At 57.2% G+C, this 18,195-nt stretch carries 17 protein-coding genes and 1 tRNA gene; 10 read left to right on the top strand and 8 right to left on the bottom strand.

All coding sequences use genetic code 11. The features are described 5' to 3' along the window. Nucleotides 1-61: 61 nt before the first annotated feature. Nucleotides 62-715, top strand: coding sequence for a TetR/AcrR family transcriptional regulator (locus AT6N2_RS00520; RefSeq protein WP_063949262.1), 654 nt, complete (start codon nt 62-64; stop codon nt 713-715). A gap of 49 nt (nt 716-764) precedes the next feature. Continuing rightward, nucleotides 765-1,784 (top strand): ketol-acid reductoisomerase, encoded by a 1,020-nt coding sequence (ilvC, locus tag AT6N2_RS00525; RefSeq protein WP_063949261.1) that lies wholly within the window; start codon nt 765-767, stop codon nt 1,782-1,784. A 127-nt stretch (nt 1,785-1,911) separates the two neighbouring features. Here the strand turns inward: ilvC and AT6N2_RS00530 are convergent, their stop codons facing one another. Next, complete coding sequence (locus AT6N2_RS00530; protein WP_209087637.1) at nt 1,912-2,361, bottom strand: RbsD/FucU family protein; 450 nt, start codon at nt 2,359-2,361, stop codon at nt 1,912-1,914. A gap of 273 nt (nt 2,362-2,634) precedes the next feature. On the opposite strand from AT6N2_RS00530, the gene AT6N2_RS00535 reads away from it, so the two are divergent. The 5 genes from AT6N2_RS00535 to AT6N2_RS00555 all read left to right on the top strand — a co-directional run bounded on the left by AT6N2_RS00535 (nt 2,635) and on the right by AT6N2_RS00555 (nt 9,073). Next, nucleotides 2,635-3,879, top strand: coding sequence for a PLP-dependent aminotransferase family protein (locus tag AT6N2_RS00535; protein ID WP_209087639.1), 1,245 nt, complete (start codon nt 2,635-2,637; stop codon nt 3,877-3,879). 306 nt (nt 3,880-4,185) lie between these two features. Then, nucleotides 4,186-5,169: an ABC transporter substrate-binding protein gene (locus tag AT6N2_RS00540; RefSeq protein WP_209087641.1), complete on the top strand. Its 984-nt coding sequence runs from the start codon at nt 4,186-4,188 to the stop codon at nt 5,167-5,169. Between the two features lie 9 nt (nt 5,170-5,178). After that, complete coding sequence (locus tag AT6N2_RS00545) at nt 5,179-6,873, top strand: ABC transporter permease (protein ID WP_209087643.1); 1,695 nt, start codon at nt 5,179-5,181, stop codon at nt 6,871-6,873. Next, complete coding sequence (locus AT6N2_RS00550; protein WP_209087645.1) at nt 6,861-7,889, top strand: ABC transporter ATP-binding protein; 1,029 nt, start codon at nt 6,861-6,863, stop codon at nt 7,887-7,889. The genes AT6N2_RS00545 and AT6N2_RS00550 overlap by 13 nt, the downstream gene beginning before the upstream one ends. Before the next feature lie 74 nt (nt 7,890-7,963). Further along, nucleotides 7,964-9,073, top strand: a complete 1,110-nt coding sequence (locus AT6N2_RS00555; RefSeq protein ID WP_209087647.1) for an endonuclease/exonuclease/phosphatase family protein — start codon at nt 7,964-7,966, stop codon at nt 9,071-9,073. Nucleotides 9,074-9,102: 29 nt separating this feature from the next. On the opposite strand, the gene AT6N2_RS00560 is transcribed toward AT6N2_RS00555, so the two are convergent. Continuing rightward, nucleotides 9,103-10,842 carry a GGDEF domain-containing protein gene (locus AT6N2_RS00560; RefSeq protein WP_209087650.1) on the bottom strand — a complete coding sequence of 580 codons (1,740 nt, stop codon included), beginning with the start codon at nt 10,840-10,842 and terminating at the stop codon, nt 9,103-9,105. Between the two features lie 211 nt (nt 10,843-11,053). Here AT6N2_RS00560 and AT6N2_RS00565 point away from each other — a divergent pair. Further along, nucleotides 11,054-11,129 (top strand) — tRNA-Thr (locus AT6N2_RS00565). A gap of 205 nt (nt 11,130-11,334) precedes the next feature. Here AT6N2_RS00565 and AT6N2_RS00570 read toward each other — a convergent pair. Further along, nucleotides 11,335-12,024 (bottom strand): hypothetical protein, encoded by a 690-nt coding sequence (locus tag AT6N2_RS00570; protein ID WP_209087652.1) that lies wholly within the window; start codon nt 12,022-12,024, stop codon nt 11,335-11,337. A 743-nt stretch (nt 12,025-12,767) separates the two neighbouring features. Here AT6N2_RS00570 and AT6N2_RS00575 point away from each other — a divergent pair. Further along, nucleotides 12,768-13,337: a hypothetical protein gene (locus AT6N2_RS00575; RefSeq protein WP_063949079.1), complete on the top strand. Its 570-nt coding sequence runs from the start codon at nt 12,768-12,770 to the stop codon at nt 13,335-13,337. Nucleotides 13,338-13,395: 58 nt separating this feature from the next. Here AT6N2_RS00575 and AT6N2_RS00580 read toward each other — a convergent pair whose 3' ends face one another. After that, nucleotides 13,396-13,749 carry a nuclear transport factor 2 family protein gene (locus tag AT6N2_RS00580; protein ID WP_209087654.1) on the bottom strand — a complete coding sequence of 118 codons (354 nt, stop codon included), beginning with the start codon at nt 13,747-13,749 and terminating at the stop codon, nt 13,396-13,398. Between the two features lie 393 nt (nt 13,750-14,142). On the opposite strand from AT6N2_RS00580, the gene AT6N2_RS00585 reads away from it, so the two are divergent. Further along, the gene (locus AT6N2_RS00585) at nt 14,143-14,745 is read left to right on the top strand and encodes a J domain-containing protein (protein WP_209087656.1); all 603 of its coding nucleotides are present in this window, start codon (nt 14,143-14,145) and stop codon (nt 14,743-14,745) included. Between the two features lie 6 nt (nt 14,746-14,751). On the opposite strand, the gene AT6N2_RS00590 is transcribed toward AT6N2_RS00585, so the two are convergent. The 4 genes from AT6N2_RS00590 to AT6N2_RS00605 form a co-directional block, all read right to left on the bottom strand. Then, the gene (locus AT6N2_RS00590; protein WP_209087658.1) at nt 14,752-15,357 is read right to left on the bottom strand and encodes a DUF922 domain-containing Zn-dependent protease; all 606 of its coding nucleotides are present in this window, start codon (nt 15,355-15,357) and stop codon (nt 14,752-14,754) included. Between the two features lie 158 nt (nt 15,358-15,515). After that, entirely contained in the window at nt 15,516-15,971 is a 456-nt protein-coding gene (locus AT6N2_RS00595; protein ID WP_063948546.1) for a PRC-barrel domain-containing protein, read from the bottom strand. A gap of 98 nt (nt 15,972-16,069) precedes the next feature. Then, on the bottom strand, nt 16,070-17,125 hold the full coding sequence (locus AT6N2_RS00600; protein ID WP_209087660.1) for a DUF4917 family protein: 1,056 nt from the start codon (nt 17,123-17,125) through the stop codon (nt 16,070-16,072). Nucleotides 17,126-17,221: 96 nt separating this feature from the next. Beyond that, the gene (locus AT6N2_RS00605) at nt 17,222-18,172 is read right to left on the bottom strand and encodes an alpha/beta hydrolase (RefSeq protein WP_209087662.1); all 951 of its coding nucleotides are present in this window, start codon (nt 18,170-18,172) and stop codon (nt 17,222-17,224) included. Between the last annotated feature and the right edge of the window lie 23 nt (nt 18,173-18,195).

The following is an 18,195-nucleotide window of genomic DNA, read 5'->3' on the forward strand; positions in this document are numbered from 1 at the left end:
CTTAAATGGCGCTCGAACCGTACCGTACGGTACATCAATCGAACCATTGGAGTGGAAAGACTTGGCTTCCGACCCGATCACAGCGCAGGAATTTTCGCCGCGCCAGAACGCCGTTCTGGACCAGGCGTTGCGTCTATTGGTCGAGGGCGGCGAAAAAGCGCTCACCACGTCGGGCCTGGCGCGGGCCGCCAACTGTTCCAAGGAAAGCCTCTACAAGTGGTTCGGTGATCGTGACGGCCTGCTTGCAGCGATGATCACTTTTCAGCAGAGCAAGGTCCGCACCTTCGAGAAGGCGGGGGATCGTGTTTCCGCGCCGCAGCTTGCCGATCACCTCGAGGTTTTTGCGCATGATCTGCTGGATGTTCTGGCGGGCGACGTGTCGCTGGCGCTGAACCGCCTCGCCATCGGCCAGGCCAGCCGGGACGGTTCGAAGCTCGGTGATCTGCTCCTGGAGCGCGGTCGTCGCCAGATCGACCGGCGCGCGCGGGGACTAATCGAGGCAGGTCGCCGTTCCGGCTACCTGCGTTTCGATGATGCCGAAGAGGCATATCGCAGTTTTTACGGCCTTATCGTTTCGGATCTGCATGTGCGCATGCTGCTGGGCGAGGCGCCGGAAAAGGATTTTTCCGCCCGGGCAAAGAAGGCTGTCATTGCCTTTCTGACGCTCTACGGGACGGAAAAGGTACATTCGGAACTGGGCGGCAAGGTCGCCTGAGATTCCGGTCCAGACAACTGAGAGACAAGCATTAGGGAAGGACCATCAAATGCGCGTTTATTATGATCGTGATGCGGATCTCAATCTCATCAAGGCGAAGAATGTCGTCATCGTCGGTTACGGTTCGCAGGGCCGCGCCCATGCGCTGAACCTGAAGGATTCCGGCGCGAAGAACGTCGTCATCGCGCTCAAGGCCGGTTCGCCGACGATCAAGAAGGCTGAAGCCGACGGCTTCAAGGTCATGACCGTTGCCGAAGCCGCCAAGTGGGGCGACCTCATCATGATGGCGACGCCGGACGAGCTGCAGGCCGACATCTACAAGGCCGACATCGCCGGCAACATCCGTGATGGTGCCGCGATTGCATTCGCCCACGGCCTCAACGTTCACTTCGGCCTTATCGAGCCGAAGGCATCGCTTGACGTCGTCATGATCGCACCGAAGGGCCCTGGCCATACGGTTCGCGGCGAATACCAGAAGGGCGGCGGCGTTCCCTGCCTCGTTGCCGTTCACCAGAACGCTTCCGGCAACGCCCTCGAACTCGCTCTCTCCTACGCCTGCGGCGTTGGCGGTGGCCGTTCGGGCATCATCGAAACGAACTTCAAGGAAGAGTGCGAAACCGACCTCTTCGGCGAACAGGTCGTTCTGTGCGGCGGTCTCGTCGAACTTATCCGCGCCGGTTTCGAAACCCTGGTAGAAGCCGGTTACGCGCCTGAGATGGCCTATTTCGAGTGCCTGCACGAAGTGAAGCTGATCGTCGACCTGATCTATGAAGGCGGCATCGCCAACATGAACTACTCGATCTCCAATACGGCCGAGTGGGGCGAATACGTCACCGGTCCGCGCATCATCACCGCGGAAACCAAGGCTGAAATGAAGCGCGTTCTGCACGACATCCAGACCGGCAAGTTCACCTCGGACTGGATGCAGGAATACCGCTCGGGTGCTGCCCGTTTCAAGGGCATCCGCCGCATGAACGACGTTCACCAGATCGAAGAAGTCGGCGCCAAGCTGCGCGGCATGATGCCCTGGATCGGCAAGAACAAGCTGGTCGACAAGGCCGTCAACTAAGCTTCATCGCTTGGTGGAAAATATTGCGGCCGGGGCGAAAGCTCCGGCCCTTTTCGTTTGTCAGGCGCGAATGGTTGACGACAGCGCACCCGAACTCGTATGCGCCGTTTTCACCAGCGGCGGTCTCTCACTTCGGCGGAATGACGCCCTTGGTCAGCAGAAAGCAGCCATAAAACCGGGTTTCACCCGTCGTGATGACGCAATAGGCCTGCTTGGCTTTTTCGTAAAAGGCGAAGCGTTCGATGCCATACATGGGAGCTGATTTTCCCTCGGCCGCGTCGATTTCCTTCTGCACTTCGGCCTGCACCGGTTCCAGCTGATCGGGCGCACCCATCACTTCCATGCGGCCGACCGAGGGCTGCAGCGGGGTGTCGAGCGGCAGCACGGACAGGATTGCTTTCATGGCGCGGGCGGCCGAGACGTTGTCGATATGCAGCACTTTCCCGACCGCTGTGTGGCGAGCCACCGAGTCGGAGGGGAAGTTGGTGTCGGAGATCACCAGCGTATCGCCGTGACCCATGGCGCGCAGCGCGTGCAGAACGTCGGCGTTTAGCGCCGGGTCGATATTTTTCAACATGTCTTCTAACTCCCATCATCCTCATGCCGTCCGCGGCACCGGCGCGCAATCCAGCCGGAAAAGCGCGCGGCGTCAATCGCAAACGGAAGATTGTTAAGCCTTCCCAGAGGGTGTATCTGGCTTTGTCCGCGAAATCGGCCTCGATTGAGACCAGTTAAGCGGAATGTGCAGGGAGGCAGAAATAATTCGAAAAACTGATAAGTCAGTATTGCTGACGTATCGACATTTCTGTAAAGATGCACGCACAAAAACGACACAAGAGGAAACGTACCCATGCTCAATTGGGAACAAATTTTCGCCACGCGCTCTTCGCGCATGAAAGCGTCTGAAATTCGCGAGCTGTTGAAGCTGCTCGAACAGCCTGACATCATTTCCTTTGCCGGTGGCATTCCGGACCCGGCTCTTTTCCCCGCAGAGGAGTTCCAGCAGGCTTATGCGGAAATTTTTTCGGGTTCGCAGGTCAACTCGGCACTGCAATATTCCGTGAGCGAGGGTTACAAGCCGCTGCGCGAATGGCTGGCGGGCGAAATGGACAAGATCGGCATCGAATGCACGGCCGACAACGTCTTCATTGTTTCCGGTTCGCAGCAGGGGCTCGATTATCTCGGCAAGCTGTTCCTGTCGCCGAAGGATACGGCGCTGGTGACCTGGCCGACCTATCTCGGCGCGCTTTCCGCCTTCAACGCCTACGAGCCGAATTACGATCAACTCAATCCCGGCGGCAACCGCACGCCTGAGACCTATCGTGAGACGGCCGCCAAGCTTGGCGGCGCGGTGAAATTCGCCTATCTCTCGGCCGATTTCTCCAATCCGACCGGCGAAACCGTCGATCTTGCCGGCCGCGAAAAGGTTCTGGCGCTGGCCGATGAGCTTGACATCGCCGTCATCGAAGACGCCGCCTACCAGTCGCTGCGATACGATGGCGAGGCGGTGCCGCCGATTATGGCGCTCGATATTGCCCGCTCGGGCGGCATCGAGAACACCCGCACCATCTATTGCGGCAGCTTCTCGAAGACGCTCGCGCCCGGCCTTCGTGTCGGTTACATCGTCGCTTCCGCGCCTGTCATCCGCAAGCTGGTGCTGATGAAGCAGGCCGCCGACCTGCATTCCTCGACGATCAACCAGATCGCCATCGAACGCGTCGCCTCGCGCGGGTTTGACAAGCAGGTGGCGAAGATCAAGGCAGCCTACAGCGCACGGCGTGATGCGATGCTCTCCGCGCTTGAGAAGTACATGCCGAAGACCACCAGCTGGACGAAGCCGGAAGGCGGCATGTTCATCTGGGTGACGCTGCCGGAGGGTATGGATGGGGCCGCACTTCTGGCAAAATCCATCGCCACGGAAAAGGTAGCCTTCGTTCCCGGCCGCGCCTTCTTTGCAGATGGTTCGGGTACGAACACGCTGCGCATCAGCTTCTCCTGCGCCAACGAAGCGATGATCGAGGAAGGCATGAAGCGCCTTGGACGGTTGATCTCGACGGCTCAGGCAGAAACGGCTGAGGTAGTCCCGGCGATTTGATCATCTGCTTACGGCAGCGGTGGAGGGTGCGGCTTCACCCCCCTCTGTCCTGCCGGACATCTCCCCCTCAAGGGGGGAGATCGACTTGCGGGTAGGCCCCCGCCTATCTCGACGCTTGATAATGAAGTGCGGACAAAGCTTCTTGCTGATCTCCCCCTTGAGGGGGAGATGCCCGGCAGGGCAGAGGGGGTTGGCCGCGGTCTCAACCCTTGCCGATAGAAGATAACGGTATCAAAATCCTGCCTGTCACATACATGTTATGCAAGCATGTTTAAGCGGTCCCATGAAACAACAGGGACTGGATCCATGAAAACGCTGCTCTCCGCTTTCACCGCCATCGTATCGCTCGGCTTCATCGCCACCGCGGCCAATGCCGCCGATCTGGTACTTTATACCAGCCAGCCGAACGAGGACGCGCAGGCGACCGTTGATGGGTTCAAGGCCGCCAATCCGGGTCTCGACGTCGAATGGGTGCGTGACGGAACGCCGAAGATCATGGCCAAGCTGATGGCCGAGATCAATGCCGGCAATCCGGTTGCCGACGTCCTTCTGATCGCCGACACCGTGACGCTGGAGCGCATGAAGCAGGCCGGCCAGCTTCTTGCCCACAAGTCTGCCGAAGCCAAGAATATCGATGCCTCGCTTTATGATGCGGACGGCTATTATTATTCCACCAAGCTCATCACGACCGGTATCACGTACAACACCGCCGCCGCGATGAAGCCGACGAGCTGGAAGGATCTGGCCAAGGCGGAAGCCAAGGGTCTGGTCACTATGCCGAGCCCGCTCACCTCGGGTGCCGCACTGATCCACGCGCAGACGCTTGCCGCCGCAAACGGCCTCGGCTGGGACTACTACAAGGCGCTGAAGGCCAATGAAGCCATTGCCGGCGGTGGCAACGGCGCGGTGCTGAAGTCCGTCGCTTCGGGTGAAAAGGCCTATGGCGTGGTCGTCGATTACATGCCGATCCGCGAAAAGGCCAAGGGCGCACCGGTCGAGTTCGTTTTCCCGGAAGAGGGCGTGTCGGCCGTCACCGAGCCGGTCGCGATCATCAAGGGCACCAAGCATGAAGAAGCGGCCAAGAAATTTGTCGATTACGTGCTTTCGGAAAAGGGCCAGCAGGGCTTCGTCAAGCTCGGTTACATCCCCGCGCGTGCAGACGCCGGCATGCCGGAAGGTTTCCCGGCCCGCGACAAGATCAAGGTTCTGCCGCTCGGCGCTGCTGATGCACTGAAGAACTCCGAGCAGGATCTGAAGACCTTCTCCGATATCTTCGGCTCCAAGGGCTGATAGTTCGGAATGACCCGTTCCAAGGCTTATGGAAGCAGCCAGCCGCGCTGGCTGTTTCCCTTTGTGGTGAGTGTCGTCTTCGCACTCAGCGCCCTGCCGCTCGGCCGGCTCGCCTATACCGGCATCATCTCGTCCCTGAATGGTGACATATGGCGGCTTCTCGCCGATCCGGCCCTTTGGGATGCGGCGCTGAATACGCTCTCCACCTCGTTCTTCGGCATGCTGATTTCCCTGGCGATTGGCGGCTCCTTCGCGCTTTCGCTGACGCTGTGTGACATCCGCGGGAAGTCGATTTTGAGCTTCCTGTTCATGCTGCCGATGATGATCCCGCCGCAGGTGACGGCGCTGTCGTGGATCGGCATGACCGGCCCGTCGAGCACGCTGTTGAAGGCGATCGGCCTTGCGCCGGCGATGGGCTCGCCGCAGCCGCTTTATTCCATCGCCGGCATCGCACTTCTGCTTGGCGTGCAGCATGCGCCGCTCGTCTATCTGTCGCTGCGCGCCGGTCTGCTCGCCTTGCCGCAGGACGGCATCGAGGCTGCCAAGCTTTCCGGTGCCTCGCCGCGCCGCGTGCTGTTCGATATTATCCTGCCGCTGTCGACGCCGGGATTGATCGCCGGTGCGGCAATCTCCTTCGTCTCGAATGTCGGCAATTTCGGCATTCCGGCGATCCTCGGCATCCCCGCCTCGATCTTCACTTTGCCGACACTGATCTACAGCCGTTTTGCCAGTTTCGGCACCAGCACCTTCGGTGATATCGCCATTCTCTCGACCATGATCGCGATCATTTCCGTGGCCGGGCTCGCTTTGCAGGAACGGGCGATGAAGGGCAGGGACTATCGCATCATCGGCCTTTCCGGCAAGGCGGCGACTTTCGGGCTGGCGCGGTGGCGTGTGCCGGCAGAGCTTGTCCTGTGGCTTGCGCTGTTCTTCATGCTGGTCGCGCCGTTGACGGCGCTGGTGGCGAGCTCGCTGGCCCCAGCCTATGGCGTGCCGCTCAGCCTCAAGACCGCAACGCTGCATGCCTATGAGGAGCTACTGTATCGGCAGAGCGTCACCCGCACGGCCTTCCGCAATTCGCTGTTTCTGGCAACAGTCACATCATTGTGCCTATTGGCGGTGACGGTGCTGACGGCCTATTTCCTGGTGCGTGGCAAGAGCCGTTTCATGTTCCTGCTCTCGGCGCTGGTGGATATCCCCTATGCCCTGCCAGGCGTGGTGATCTCCGTTTCCTTCGTGCTGCTATTCGCAGCCCCCATCCCGCTGCTGGGCTTCACGCTTTACGGCACGATCTGGATCATCCTGCTCGCATACTTCTCCTCCTTCTTCGCCGTCAGCCTCAAGCCCATGGTCAGCGCCTTCCTGCAATTCGATCCATCGCTGGAAGAGGCCGCAAGGCTCTCCGGCGCCGGTTTCTGGCGGCGGCTCCGGGATATCATCCTGCCGCTGGTCGGTCCTGCGGCCGGTGCTTCCGTCATTCTCGTATTCCTGATCGCATGTAACGAGCTGACGGTCTCGGCGCTCCTCTGGTCTGCCGGCACACAGACGCTCGGCGTGCTCATCTACAATCTCGATGACAGCGGCAGCTTCGATCTCGCCTCAGCACTTTCGGTGCTCGTCGTCATCATGGTCATTGTCCTTATGCTGCTGCTCGAAATTCTGGGGCGCTATCTGCCAAAAGGAGTCGTTCCGTGGCGAAACTGATCCTCAACCGCCTCTCTAAAAGTTTTGGTGCGGGAGCGAAGCCCGCCGTGGACGATGTATCGCTAACGGTTCGCGAAGGTGGTTTTCTCGCTTTGCTTGGGCCTTCCGGCTGCGGCAAAACGACGGTGCTGCGCATGATCGCCGGCTTCGAACAGCCGACCGATGGTTCCATCCTTCTCGGCGAGCGCGTGCTGGCCGATGCCGGCAGCATGGTGCCCCCCGAGCGGCGTAACATGGCGATGGTGTTCCAGTCTTATGCGCTCTGGCCGCATATGTCGGTTGCCGACAATGCCGGCTATCCTCTCAAGGTGCGCGGCATATCGGGAGAAAAATATCGAGAGAAGGTGCGCCAGGCGCTGGCCGCCGTCCGTCTCGAGAGTTTTGCCGATCGCCGCCCCGCCGAACTATCCGGCGGCCAGCGGCAGCGCGTGGCGCTCGCCCGCTGCCTTGTGACCGAGCCTGATGTGGTGCTGCTCGACGAGCCGCTCGCCAATCTCGACCGGCACCTCCGTCAGGAGATGGAGGAGACGTTTCGCGAATTCCACGTCCGTTCCGGCGCAACGATGATCTATGTCACCCATGACCAGGCCGAGGCCATGGCGCTGGCGACCGATGTCGCCGTCATGTCGCAGGGCAGGCTGCTGCAGGTCGCCGCGCCGGCGGCGCTTTATGTGCGACCGGAGGGCAGGCTGGTCGGTTCGCTGGTGGGGCAGGGGGCGATCCTCAACCTGTCGCTGCCGGAAGGGGGCGGGCGCGATCTTGACTGGGCGATGCTTCGGGCGGCGATGGAAGGGGTCACGCAATTGCCTCAGGCGGATGTTCTCGTGCGGCCGCAGGATGTGTTGCGGGATCCGGAAGGCATTGGCTGCACGGTGACGTCGGTTCTTTATGAGGGCGAACGATATGCTCTGCGTCTCGATCTGCCGGATGGGCAGGTGCTGAGGGCCTATTCGCGCGAGGCGGTGACGGTGGGTGACAAGTTCCCGGTTGCCATTCGCAGCGGGTGGCGGCTTTAGAGCGCACGCGACCCGAACGCTGGAAAGGCGGAACGACACCAGCTAAGCTGCGGCCGTAGCAATGGGATTGATTCATGTCGCTTCGGCTTGCCACCTTCAATATCGAAAACCTTCTCACCCGTTTCGATTTCACCGGCTTTCGCAACCAGACGCGGCGCGACAGGGCGATGCAGCTTTTCGATATCCGCGATGAGGCCACCTATCAGGCGCTGGAAGGTGCGCGGATGGTGTCATCCACCGACGATACGCGCCAGCTTTCGGCGCTCGCCATCGCTGATGCGGATGCCGATATTCTCTGCCTGCAGGAGGTCGACAACATGGCGGCGTTGCAGGCCTTCGAATATGGTTATCTCTACCGCATGGTCGGCAACGGCTACATGCAGAAATATCTGGTAGAGGGCAATGACAGCCGCGGCATCGATGTCGCCGTCGTGATGCGTGAGGAGACGCGAGACGGCCACAAGATCGAAGTGGTCGACATCAAGAGCCATGCGGCGCTCACCTATCGCAATCTCGATCTCTTCAGTCCCGAGCTGGCGACGACAAACCAGATCGACGACAAGATTTTCAAACGGGACTGTCTGGAAATCGACCTGCGCATCGGCGGAAAGCCGCTGACGCTCTATGTCACCCATCTTAAATCCATGACCAACTCACGGGACGCGGTGGATGCTAGGCTTGGCACCATGCCTGTTCGCGAGGCGGAAGCCCGCGCCGTTCGCCGCATCATCGAAAATCGCTGGGGCGTGGGTAACACGCATAACAAGAATTTCGCGATCTGCGGCGATATGAACGACTATCAGGAGCGCGTTGCGATTTCCGGCGACAGGCGCAACGGTTACAGTTTCACGCCGATCCGGGAAGAGCTGAGCGCTCTCGATATCTTCACGGCCGATGGTTTCGTCGTCAATCCGATGACGCGCCGCGACGTCATGGATCGCTGGACGCTCTACCATTCGCGCGGGCCGCAGGAGCAGCATCTTTGCCAGCTTGACTATATCTGGCTTTCGCCGCGCCTGGCGGAAACGAATGCCACCCATGTTCCTGAAATCATTCGAAACGGCCAGCCCTTCCGCACGGTCTTTCCGCCGGGCCAGGAGGTGGAGCGCTATCCGCGCACCGGCTGGGATCGTCCGAAGGCTTCAGATCATTGCCCTGTGGTCATGACGCTGGATCTGGTCTAGCGGATATTCCGTCAGGCCTGCATTATCGCTTAGCCGTTTGCGACCTTCGGGAAATAGGTCGCCCACACGCGGTTTCTGCCGGCGCGCTTTGCCTCATAGAGCCTGTCGTCGGCTATGGCGATTAATTCGTCCCAATTGCCAATGGCGCGTGCTTCCTGCCAGACAACACCGAAACTTGCTGTCAGCGATAGACCGCTCTGTTCATCGATGATCTGAGCTTCGATCATGCGGCGAAGCCGATCGGCGGTGGCGGTGGCCAGGGCGTGGCTGACATCCTGCAACACGACGACAAATTCCTCACCGCCATATCGGGCCAGAATGTCGCCCTTGCGCAACGCGCTTTTCAGAAGGCTCGCGGTCTTCTGCAGCGCGAGGTCGCCCATGGCGTGGCCGTAGCGGTCGTTGATGGATTTGAAGTGGTCGATATCGACGATCATCACGCCGAGCGCCGGACATTGCTCGCCGCTGCTCAGGATGGAGCGCACCGATTTTTCCAGCGCGCGCCGATTGAAGACACCGGTGAGGGCATCGGTTTCGGAAAGGGCACGCAGCTGCTCGGCCAGCGCACGTTGCTGATCTTCCATTTCAACTTTCTGGCGGAGCTGTTCACGCAGGAAATCAAGCTCCTGGAACATTTTTTTGACTTCCGGCGCAACACCGTCCTTTTGGTCGACTTCCGAAAGATCGCCGGCGGCTATCGCCGCTATCTGCGCACGCACGGACTGCATCGGCTGGAAGAGCGCCGTTCTGTAGACCCAGGTCAGGCGAAGCAGGACGAGAACTGCAATGAGGGCAAGAAGCAGAGACGACGCGCCGTAGACCAGCGCTCTTTCCTTGTTGTTTTCGATCCTCGCCCGTGTCTCGGAGAGGATGAGGTCGCGCAGCTTGTCCGAGGAGCGCATGCCCTGAATATAGCTTTCGGAAAATTCCCGTACGCTCGGGCGGGCAGAGGGCATCACGATGGCAATCGTGTTCTGTGCATAGCGAAGCGCCTGACCGAAATAGTAGGACTCGAATTCACGGAATGCGGCATCCAGACGCGGGGTCGACAGATAGGCAGCCGTGTAGTTCCACAGCGAGGACTTTATCAACAGCAGGCTTTGCATCTCGGTATCGAATTTTGCGCGATAGCTGAGCGTGTCCTGCCGGTTAGCCTGCATGCTCATGACGACGTAGGAGCCAAGGCGGCCGATCCTGTCACGCATCACACCGGCCGTGCCCGTCATGGCAACGTCGATCGCTACGTCAGGCGTTTTCGTTATGATGGCGCGGGCGGCCCTGCCGCGCAGCAGGTTCACACTATCGGCGGCCTTGAACATCGACTGAATGGCGTTTGCCATGGCGCTATAGCTGCGCGCCTGAGGGGAAAGAGCCGCGACGTCGTCCACGAGCCGGCGTGATTCAGCAAGCCTCTGGCGGGTTTCGAGCAGCGATTTTGCAAAGCCGGGTTGCATCTTGATTTCTTCGGCGAAGGACGTCTCGACTTGGGAAAGCTTGTCGTCCGTAGCTTTGCGCGCAGCGGCAAGAGCGTCGATCAGCTTGGCATCCACTGAAGACGCCGCCATCAGATTGTTGGCGGGGCCACGCTCGGCCGAGACCAGCCAGGCCGATTGAAGCGCGGTTTCAAAGCGGACAAGTTGCTGGGCGTTTGTCCTGTAACGCAGGTAGTTGGAAACGCTCGGCAGCGCGGCAAGGGTCGCCAGCAATATGGCGCTGACGGCGATGACGATAGTGCCGGTCAGTTGGATTTTCTGTATGCTCGCGCGCATCGGATGCGTATTCTCGCTGGAATGGTTATGGTACATCGCCATTTTAGCAACGCCGCGTAAACACTTCGCTTATTTTGTCGTCTTTGATCCGATAGCGATCACGCCGCGGAAAGGCGTAGGGCCCGGTGTGGAAAAGAGCGCGTCTGGCTGCCCGGACACAATTTTCGCTTTACACCAGGTCAGAATCTGATAGTTGGCAAGGCACTGGCTTGCCCTTGTAGCTCAGTTGGTAGAGCACCTGATTTGTAATCAGGGGGTCGCGGGTTCGAACCCTGCCGGGGGCACCAGTTTTTACCTTTGAAATCAATCATTTACGTGAAATTTCAAAAACATCCATTTTACAGCATACCGCGCTTTTTACATTTTGTTGCTAGCGCGTTCCCTTCTTGATGGCGTCAATGACCTCCTGGCCTGCCAGATAGTGACGCCGAATAATCCCCTCTGCATCCTCTCTGGAATGTCCGGAAATCTCCGAAGGCAAACCACCGACTCTTATTGAAGCTTAAGTTTTTTTAATGAATTGTACCATTCTTCTCGACGCCCACCGAAGTGGCCTTGCACTCCCTCATGCCAGTCACCCTGATCGGCAACATCGGCCACCAAAACTCGCGGCCTTCGACCTAATTTCTCTATAGCTTTCTTGTCCCCATTCATGATCACAAGCCGAGAGGTTGGGTATGCTTTGATTAATGCCTCGAATATCACGCAATATATGTCGGAATCTGTTGAAACTTTTACCATGTGAGATGGCAACGCATCATGTAACCCGGCGCGGTTCAAAAAGAAAATTGGGCGTTTCGCAGCAAGGATGGAAAGGTGCATTCTCTCACCCAAAAAGCGGTACTTCGAGACCACTTCCGGTATTTTATCTTTCCAATCGTCGGCTATCCGATCGTTGCTATCACGCGGGAAAGCATGGTGTAGCAGGATACCAGTCTTCATGTGCATTATGCTATCTGCGCCACCCGCAAGTTCAACATGCTCAACTTGCTTTTCAAAATCGTTCCCAATTAAATCGAAATGAGATCCGATCAAGGTCGGAATGGCCGATAGAGGTGTAATCATCCAGTCAAGGAGACCAGTCTGTTGCAAACCATATGTTTGCCGCAAATTGTACGCCATTTCGCAGTTCGTCCCCAAGGACGCCATGAAATCTATCTTTTTACGAAATGGCCAAATCACTTAACATCTCCTAAAGCGCTAACTGCCCAAACCGTAAGCTAGGGCGTCTGTGCATTTCGTCAGGCTTCAGTTCGTAGCTTCCTGATAGGGCACAGCTATTCTCATATTCTTAATAATCATCCTTCCGAGGAACGAATTCCATAACTTATCGCCGTTTTAGGCCCCCGACCCAAAGACTGATCAACTCATGCCAAAACCTTGGGCCATGTGCCGATGCCGGTTTTAGGTAGTGCATCTCCAAAGCAGTTTCATCGTATTCATTATGGCCGCTGTTTCTGCTGGGTTAACTCACCGCAACCTGGGCTTCAAGTTTGCCGTTGTAAACATTCATACGTTGCGGCGAGCGGTTTTCCACAGGCGTCGTTATCTGTGGATTTCATTTTACAATCAGATATTGAGGTCACTGGAAGCATTAGGTTCTTTTAGGCCTCATTTTACATTTTACGCGTACCCACAAACCTGAAATCGTTGAGAATGCGATGGGATTTGTAATCAGGGGGTCGCGGGTTCGAACCCTGCCGGGGGCACCAGTGAAATCAATCCTTTCACCGCACTATGTCTGGTTGACTGCGCCTGCTGCTCGGCAGCCGCACGGACCTGTTTAATCCATTTGATGAAAACACCGCGCCGTGGGCCCACCAGAAGACGAGGGAACTTCGCGCTGGGTATCCGCCAGAGTTGTAAAGCCGGTTGCATTCAGCGTATCTTCTCGATCAAGAGATGGACGAGAAGCGGCGGTTGTGATGGATGCCTATGGTCACTTGCGGATATTGGTCAGCCTAATCCTCGGCCTTGCAATTACCCGCGTGTTGTCCGGCCTTTCAAGGCGGCTGCAGGAGCCGCAGAAAACCGACCGCACCCATGCCCAGATCGTCTGGTCGATTGCCCTGCTTCTCGGGGCCGTGCATTTCTGGTGGTGGGAATTTGCCTTGCGGCTCATCCAGAACTGGAATTTCTGGATTTACATTTTTGTCCTTGTTTACACGTCGCTTTTCTTCCTGATGTCGACGCTGCTTTACCCCGACCATATTCAGGAATCGGCTGAGCGGGAGAGTTTTTTCCTGCGACGGCGACATGCTTTTTTTGCGCTTTTTGCGGCCTCCTTTGTGTTCGATCTGATGGATACTTACATCAAGGGAAGGCAGCATTTCGAACAGCTTGGGCCATGGTATCTCGTGCGGATCGTCTGCGGTCTGCTCATCGCACTCGTGGCGATGAGGACCGACAATAGCCGCACGATCATGTGGCTCGGTGTGGTATGGCTGCTTTTCGACGCGATCTGGATCACGGCAATTTACAGCGACCTTTTTTAGGTCGTTGCCTGCCGCGACAGTCGAGAAGCTGATGATGTTGCGCCGGCGCAAGTCCTGCCTATGGCCTGATATGATAAAGCTTGTGGACGATTGACCAATTGCCGTCACGTTCCAGCAGCGACAGATATTCATAGAAGTCCTTGCCGTCGAAGCGCGTCGTCACCTTGACCGAGGCGCTGTCGCCCTCCTTGTCAATGCCGATGATCTCGAAAGCGGGATCATGATCGGGCAGGCCGCGTTCGCTGCTGCGCAACTGATCGATGAAGTCCTCCAGAGACAGCCATTCGACTTCACCCCGGAAATTTCCGACGATACTGGCGCGTGGGTCGAAGACATCACGCATCAGGCTTTCATCGGCATAGGCCATGGCATGCACATAGTCCGTCACGGTCTGGGTAATGGTTTGCGGCACCGGATCGTCCTCCCTTGATCCAAAAAACAAGCTTACACCTGTTGGCACATTTCTGCCATAACCCCTTGAAAACCGGTCGTCTGCCACCTTTCCTGTGTTGTTTGCAAACGTTTCCGGCGTATGCCGTGATGAAGCGCGGGATATGTTTTGCTGCCGCTTTCCACAATTTTGTCCCGCCTGTCGCTATAGTCGCCTTGGGTCCGACAAATTTCGGCATCAAGGGCATTGCGCCGGTCGTACCGCGGCGCGACGCGAGGCTTTTATGTGGGCTTTGCCGGTTTAACCGCCGGCGCGGGGTGCCGCGTTGGGTGGATTTGGCTTATGATCCATCTGCAAGGTATGCGAGATTGATGGCAGGTCTGCGGGTGAGAGTATGCGTCGGAAGGTGTTTTTGTGATTGATCCCTATGTTTTGCTTGGCGTGGAGCGCGATGCCGACGAGGCGGCGATCAAGTCTGCCTACCGCAAGATGGCCAAGGCGGCGCATCCTGACAGCGGCGGCGATGCCGAACAGTTCGCACGTTTGCAAACCGCCTATGAGCTTCTCAAGGATCCCGTGCGGCGCAAGGTATTCGACGATACCGGCTATGATCCGCAGCTGGCCGACGCCAAGGACCTGAAGGGCCTGCTGATGCTGGAGACGCTGGTCAATGAATTCATTCTGGACGAGCGCGAGCCCGGCAGCTTCGATCCCGTCGTCGCCATGCGGCGCAAGCTGACCGACGACATTCTGAAAAGTCGCTTTCATATCCTAGAGCTCGAACGGCACCGTACCCGGGTTCGCAAGCATATGGACCGCCTCGGCCGCAAGCCCGACACCGACGTGCTGAGCTCCATGCTGCGCGCCCGCAGCCAGTCTATCGCTGAAGCGATCCGCAATGCCGAAGCGCAGATCGAGGCGATTGAGCAGGCTTACACGATGCTCGAGGGCTACTCCTACGAGTTGGAGAGCGTCACGCTTGCAGAGCCGCTGCTGAAAGGCGAGGCGGCGGAATAGCCCGTTTCAGGGACCGTTGACGAGCGCGAGAATAAGCTGGTGCACCCGTCCACCGGGAGAAAGCTCGTCCCGGTCGAAATCGCGACCGCGCTGGCGCTGTTCGTTGGAGAGTTCGCCAAGCCGCTGCTGCAACACGGCGCGCACCTTCTGGCATTTTGGATCGTCTTCCGCCCTCAGGCCGATGCTGAAGGCCTCGATCTTCTTCACCATGTCGAGAATATGGTCGCCATGCACGCGCTCATGGGTTTCGACACCCGTGATGAAGGTTTTCCAGCTGGCAGCGACGGCGGGCGGCAGATTGGCAGGCGCTTTCGGCCACGTGTAAATGATCGTCAGATTGGGTCTGGCGCTGGCGAGCACACAGGCGCCATCCGGCTGCGGGCGATAATCCCGACGCCAGGTGAGCTTGAAGGTGGTGTGGGCAATGGCCTGTACACCGGCCGTCGGGCCGCGTTCGCCGATTGACTGATACAGCGCCCCGCCCGAACCGCCACTGATGGCATAGGTCTTTATCTGCTCGGCGGGTTTCCAGCCGGTCTGCGCCGAGAGGGGAATCGCGCTCACGAGAAGGGCGGCGCTGACGAAAAGGGGTAAGAACTTATGGGCGGGCACGCATTGATCCTTGGTGATTTGCGTGCCGAAGATAGTCGAGGGCAGGCGGGCCAGACAAGGAAATGTTGGCCGCCGATGGGATTTCGGTCCGGATAATGCTCATACGAAAACCCCCGCGCCTCGGCGCGGGGGAGACAAGTGTGCGACCGCAGGGGTAATCAGTCGTCCAGCTTGTCATAATCGAGCTTGGGAGCGTTCTGCAGCGCGTCCTTCGTCGTGTCGACATAGGCCTTCCACGTGCCGTTATCGTTATTGACGGCGACCGAGGCCGGGTCGAGAACGACGTAGCTCTTGTCGATACCGAGGAAGCCGCCGACGCTGGCAACCAGACCGATCACGGTCTTGCCGTCGCCGATAACGACATCTTCGATCTCGCCGATGTTTTCGTTCTGGGCATTGTAGATGTCCATGCCATCAAGCTGGGAGGCCGTGAGGTCCGTCTTCTGAACGTTGATGAACTTCAGCGGGCCGTTTGCCTTGGTGCCCATGGTGATTCCAGGGCCGGACAGGGTGGCGTCCGCGCCAGCAGCAGGGGCCGTGGTTGCCGTCTGGGCAAAGGCCACGGAAGAGGTAAGCGCTGCTGCGGCAGCGAGAGCGATGACATTGATTTTCATGATGTTTCTTCCCTTTGTATGCTGAACATTGCGTTCGGGGAGGAAACGATGGGAGGCGCATTTGGTTCCCGGACCCTTCTTGATTTTAGGAAACCAGATTAACTCCACAGACCCGTTGTCTCAGATTGAAAGAACGTGAAATCGATATCAGTTTTTGATTTCGATTTCAGGTATTTGCATTTATCAAATATTGTTTGATTTTTCTCTGATTTTTCTTCTCCGTGTATAGATACGTACACGGATTTGACTTTGCCTCTATATATTGCTTCTAGTATATGGTTGTCTGAATCATCGAGGGAATGCCCATATATTACGAGGCAAGCTTTTTCCTTTTCTTTGTCTGAAGATTGACTCATATCAGAGCTAAATTGCCGAAACCCTGTGTAGAGGTAAGGGTTGTGAAGTATTTTTTCCTTTTTTTCAGCGCTAGATCCTTCTGTCACAAAAATGGGGAAGTAATCACTGTCTAGTGCTGATCTCGTCTGATCAATGAGCCCCACGTCGGTCCTATTCCAAGCGTTCTTTTTGATCGACGTATCTGCATCAAAGATATGAAGTGCTCCATGTAGAAACCATACGTCCGCGAAGTGAGCACTGTACTCTCCGCTCCAAATCAGATATTTATCTGTATTTAACGCCGATGCAAACCCATCGTTGCATTCTTTTGTTATTTCAGCTTTGTTAATTATCCAATATAGAAGTAGGTCATAGTTTAGTGTGAATATCTTTCCGCCGTTCCAAGCTTTTTTTGTTTTTCGAAAAAACTGCAAGAAATCTCCGGCTTTTCTGTATTGATCAACGGGAATACTGTCTGGCCTATCTGGATGGCTGGCGGAGATCGTCTTAATAAGTATTTCTTTCAAAAACTCAATTTCCTTTTTAAAATCCGTGGAATTACTACCAAACAAATCTTGAGTTTTTTGCATGTTCGAAAGGTATGAAATAACCTTCTCGAAGTCATGCGTGTCTAAGCGCTCAAAAACTTTTCTGATTATTTCGTGGCCTGAAAAATCAGCGTTCCGAAATATATTGCTATACGAGAATTTTTCGGGAAAAGCCCCGATACTGAACCCATTTCCCAAAAGCAGGTTCGCGGGGACGCCTCGGCGAGTTATGATTTCTTTTATGTCGTCAAAGCTTTTTATCGAATCCACGGCCTTCTCCTTAAGTTGCATTTTCTATTTTATGGTTTGATAATAGAAAATGCAACTTATTGATAGGCGCCCATATTGCCATGTTCGTGCTGTTGCTTACTTGGTGTCCCATTCCCCATCTATAAATTTCAAGGCATCGATGATGGAGACCTTCCAGACGGACCAGACGTGGTCGCCGTCGGTGACCCGCAGTTCGGATTTGCGCTTGTCGGCCTGCAATGTCTCGTGCAGGGCGATGGCGCCGCGCCAGAGGAAGAAACCGTCATCGTCGCCAACCGTCAGATAGGTGGCAGGCAAATCCTCACTCTCGGCAACATGCTGGGCAACGAGGGTGAAAACGTTCTTTTCATTGAACAGACGCGCATCGAAAGGGGTGCCGAAAGCACCGGAGAAGTGGTCGCCGGTTGACGGCAGGACGATACCGCTTGTGAAGGTGGTGCGATCGACCTGATGAAAAAAGGCGCTGTCCTGAATGAGCTTGAGTTCGGCCGGGGTCTTGTCCAGATCGGATGCGGGAACATTCTGCCATATGGCGCCGGAGAGGCTTGCAACGGCGCCGTAAAGGTCCTCGTGGCCATAGGCGAGATGCAGCGCGCCGAAACCGCCCATGGAAAGCCCGGCGATGGCGCGACCTTCCCGATCTTTCCGCACCGGAAGCGTTTTCTCAATCTGGTGACGGAGGTCGCTGGTCAAGGCCGTTTCGTAATCGCCGGGGCCGCCGACGGCCGCGGAATCCACATACCAACTATTCTTCACGCCCGGCATCACGACAACGAGCGGACGGATAGCGCCTGCTGCTATGAGCGTATCAAGCGTCTTCTCTATATTGCCGAGGTCACGCCAGCTGTTCTCGTCGCCATCATGGCCGTGCAGCAGATAAAGTACGGGCCAGCCATTGTCAGGCGGAGCGCCATCGGGGCGGTAGATGTTCACGGCAAGCGGCGCATTGAGGGCGGCACTATGGAAGGTGGCATCTTCGATTTGTCCGGCAAGAGCCGAGCTGGCGAAAAGGAGGAGGAGCGATGCGGCGAGGCCATGTCGATGCATTAATATTCCTCCCCGTATTCTGT

Origin of the sequence: Agrobacterium tumefaciens (genome assembly GCF_017726655.1) — a bacterium.
GTDB lineage: Bacteria > Pseudomonadota > Alphaproteobacteria > Rhizobiales > Rhizobiaceae > Agrobacterium > Agrobacterium tumefaciens_B.

What these genes read in the sequence shown, in the direction of transcription:
- AT6N2_RS00560 (WP_209087650.1), bottom strand. Translation starts at nt 10,842, where the DNA reads ATGCGCGCGAGCATACAGAAAATCCAACTGACCGGCACTATCGTCATC.
- AT6N2_RS00595 (WP_063948546.1), bottom strand. Translation starts at nt 15,971, where the DNA reads ATGAAAATCAATGTCATCGCTCTCGCTGCCGCAGCAGCGCTTACCTCT.
- AT6N2_RS00575 (WP_063949079.1), top strand. Translation starts at nt 12,768, where the DNA reads ATGGATGCCTATGGTCACTTGCGGATATTGGTCAGCCTAATCCTCGGC.
- AT6N2_RS00530 (WP_209087637.1), bottom strand. Translation starts at nt 2,361, where the DNA reads ATGTTGAAAAATATCGACCCGGCGCTAAACGCCGACGTTCTGCACGCG.
- AT6N2_RS00605 (WP_209087662.1), bottom strand. Translation starts at nt 18,172, where the DNA reads ATGCATCGACATGGCCTCGCCGCATCGCTCCTCCTCCTTTTCGCCAGC.
- ilvC (WP_063949261.1), top strand. Translation starts at nt 765, where the DNA reads ATGCGCGTTTATTATGATCGTGATGCGGATCTCAATCTCATCAAGGCG.
- AT6N2_RS00555 (WP_209087647.1), top strand. Translation starts at nt 7,964, where the DNA reads ATGTCGCTTCGGCTTGCCACCTTCAATATCGAAAACCTTCTCACCCGT.
- AT6N2_RS00535 (WP_209087639.1), top strand. Translation starts at nt 2,635, where the DNA reads ATGCTCAATTGGGAACAAATTTTCGCCACGCGCTCTTCGCGCATGAAA.
- AT6N2_RS00545 (WP_209087643.1), top strand. Translation starts at nt 5,179, where the DNA reads ATGACCCGTTCCAAGGCTTATGGAAGCAGCCAGCCGCGCTGGCTGTTT.
- AT6N2_RS00540 (WP_209087641.1), top strand. Translation starts at nt 4,186, where the DNA reads ATGAAAACGCTGCTCTCCGCTTTCACCGCCATCGTATCGCTCGGCTTC.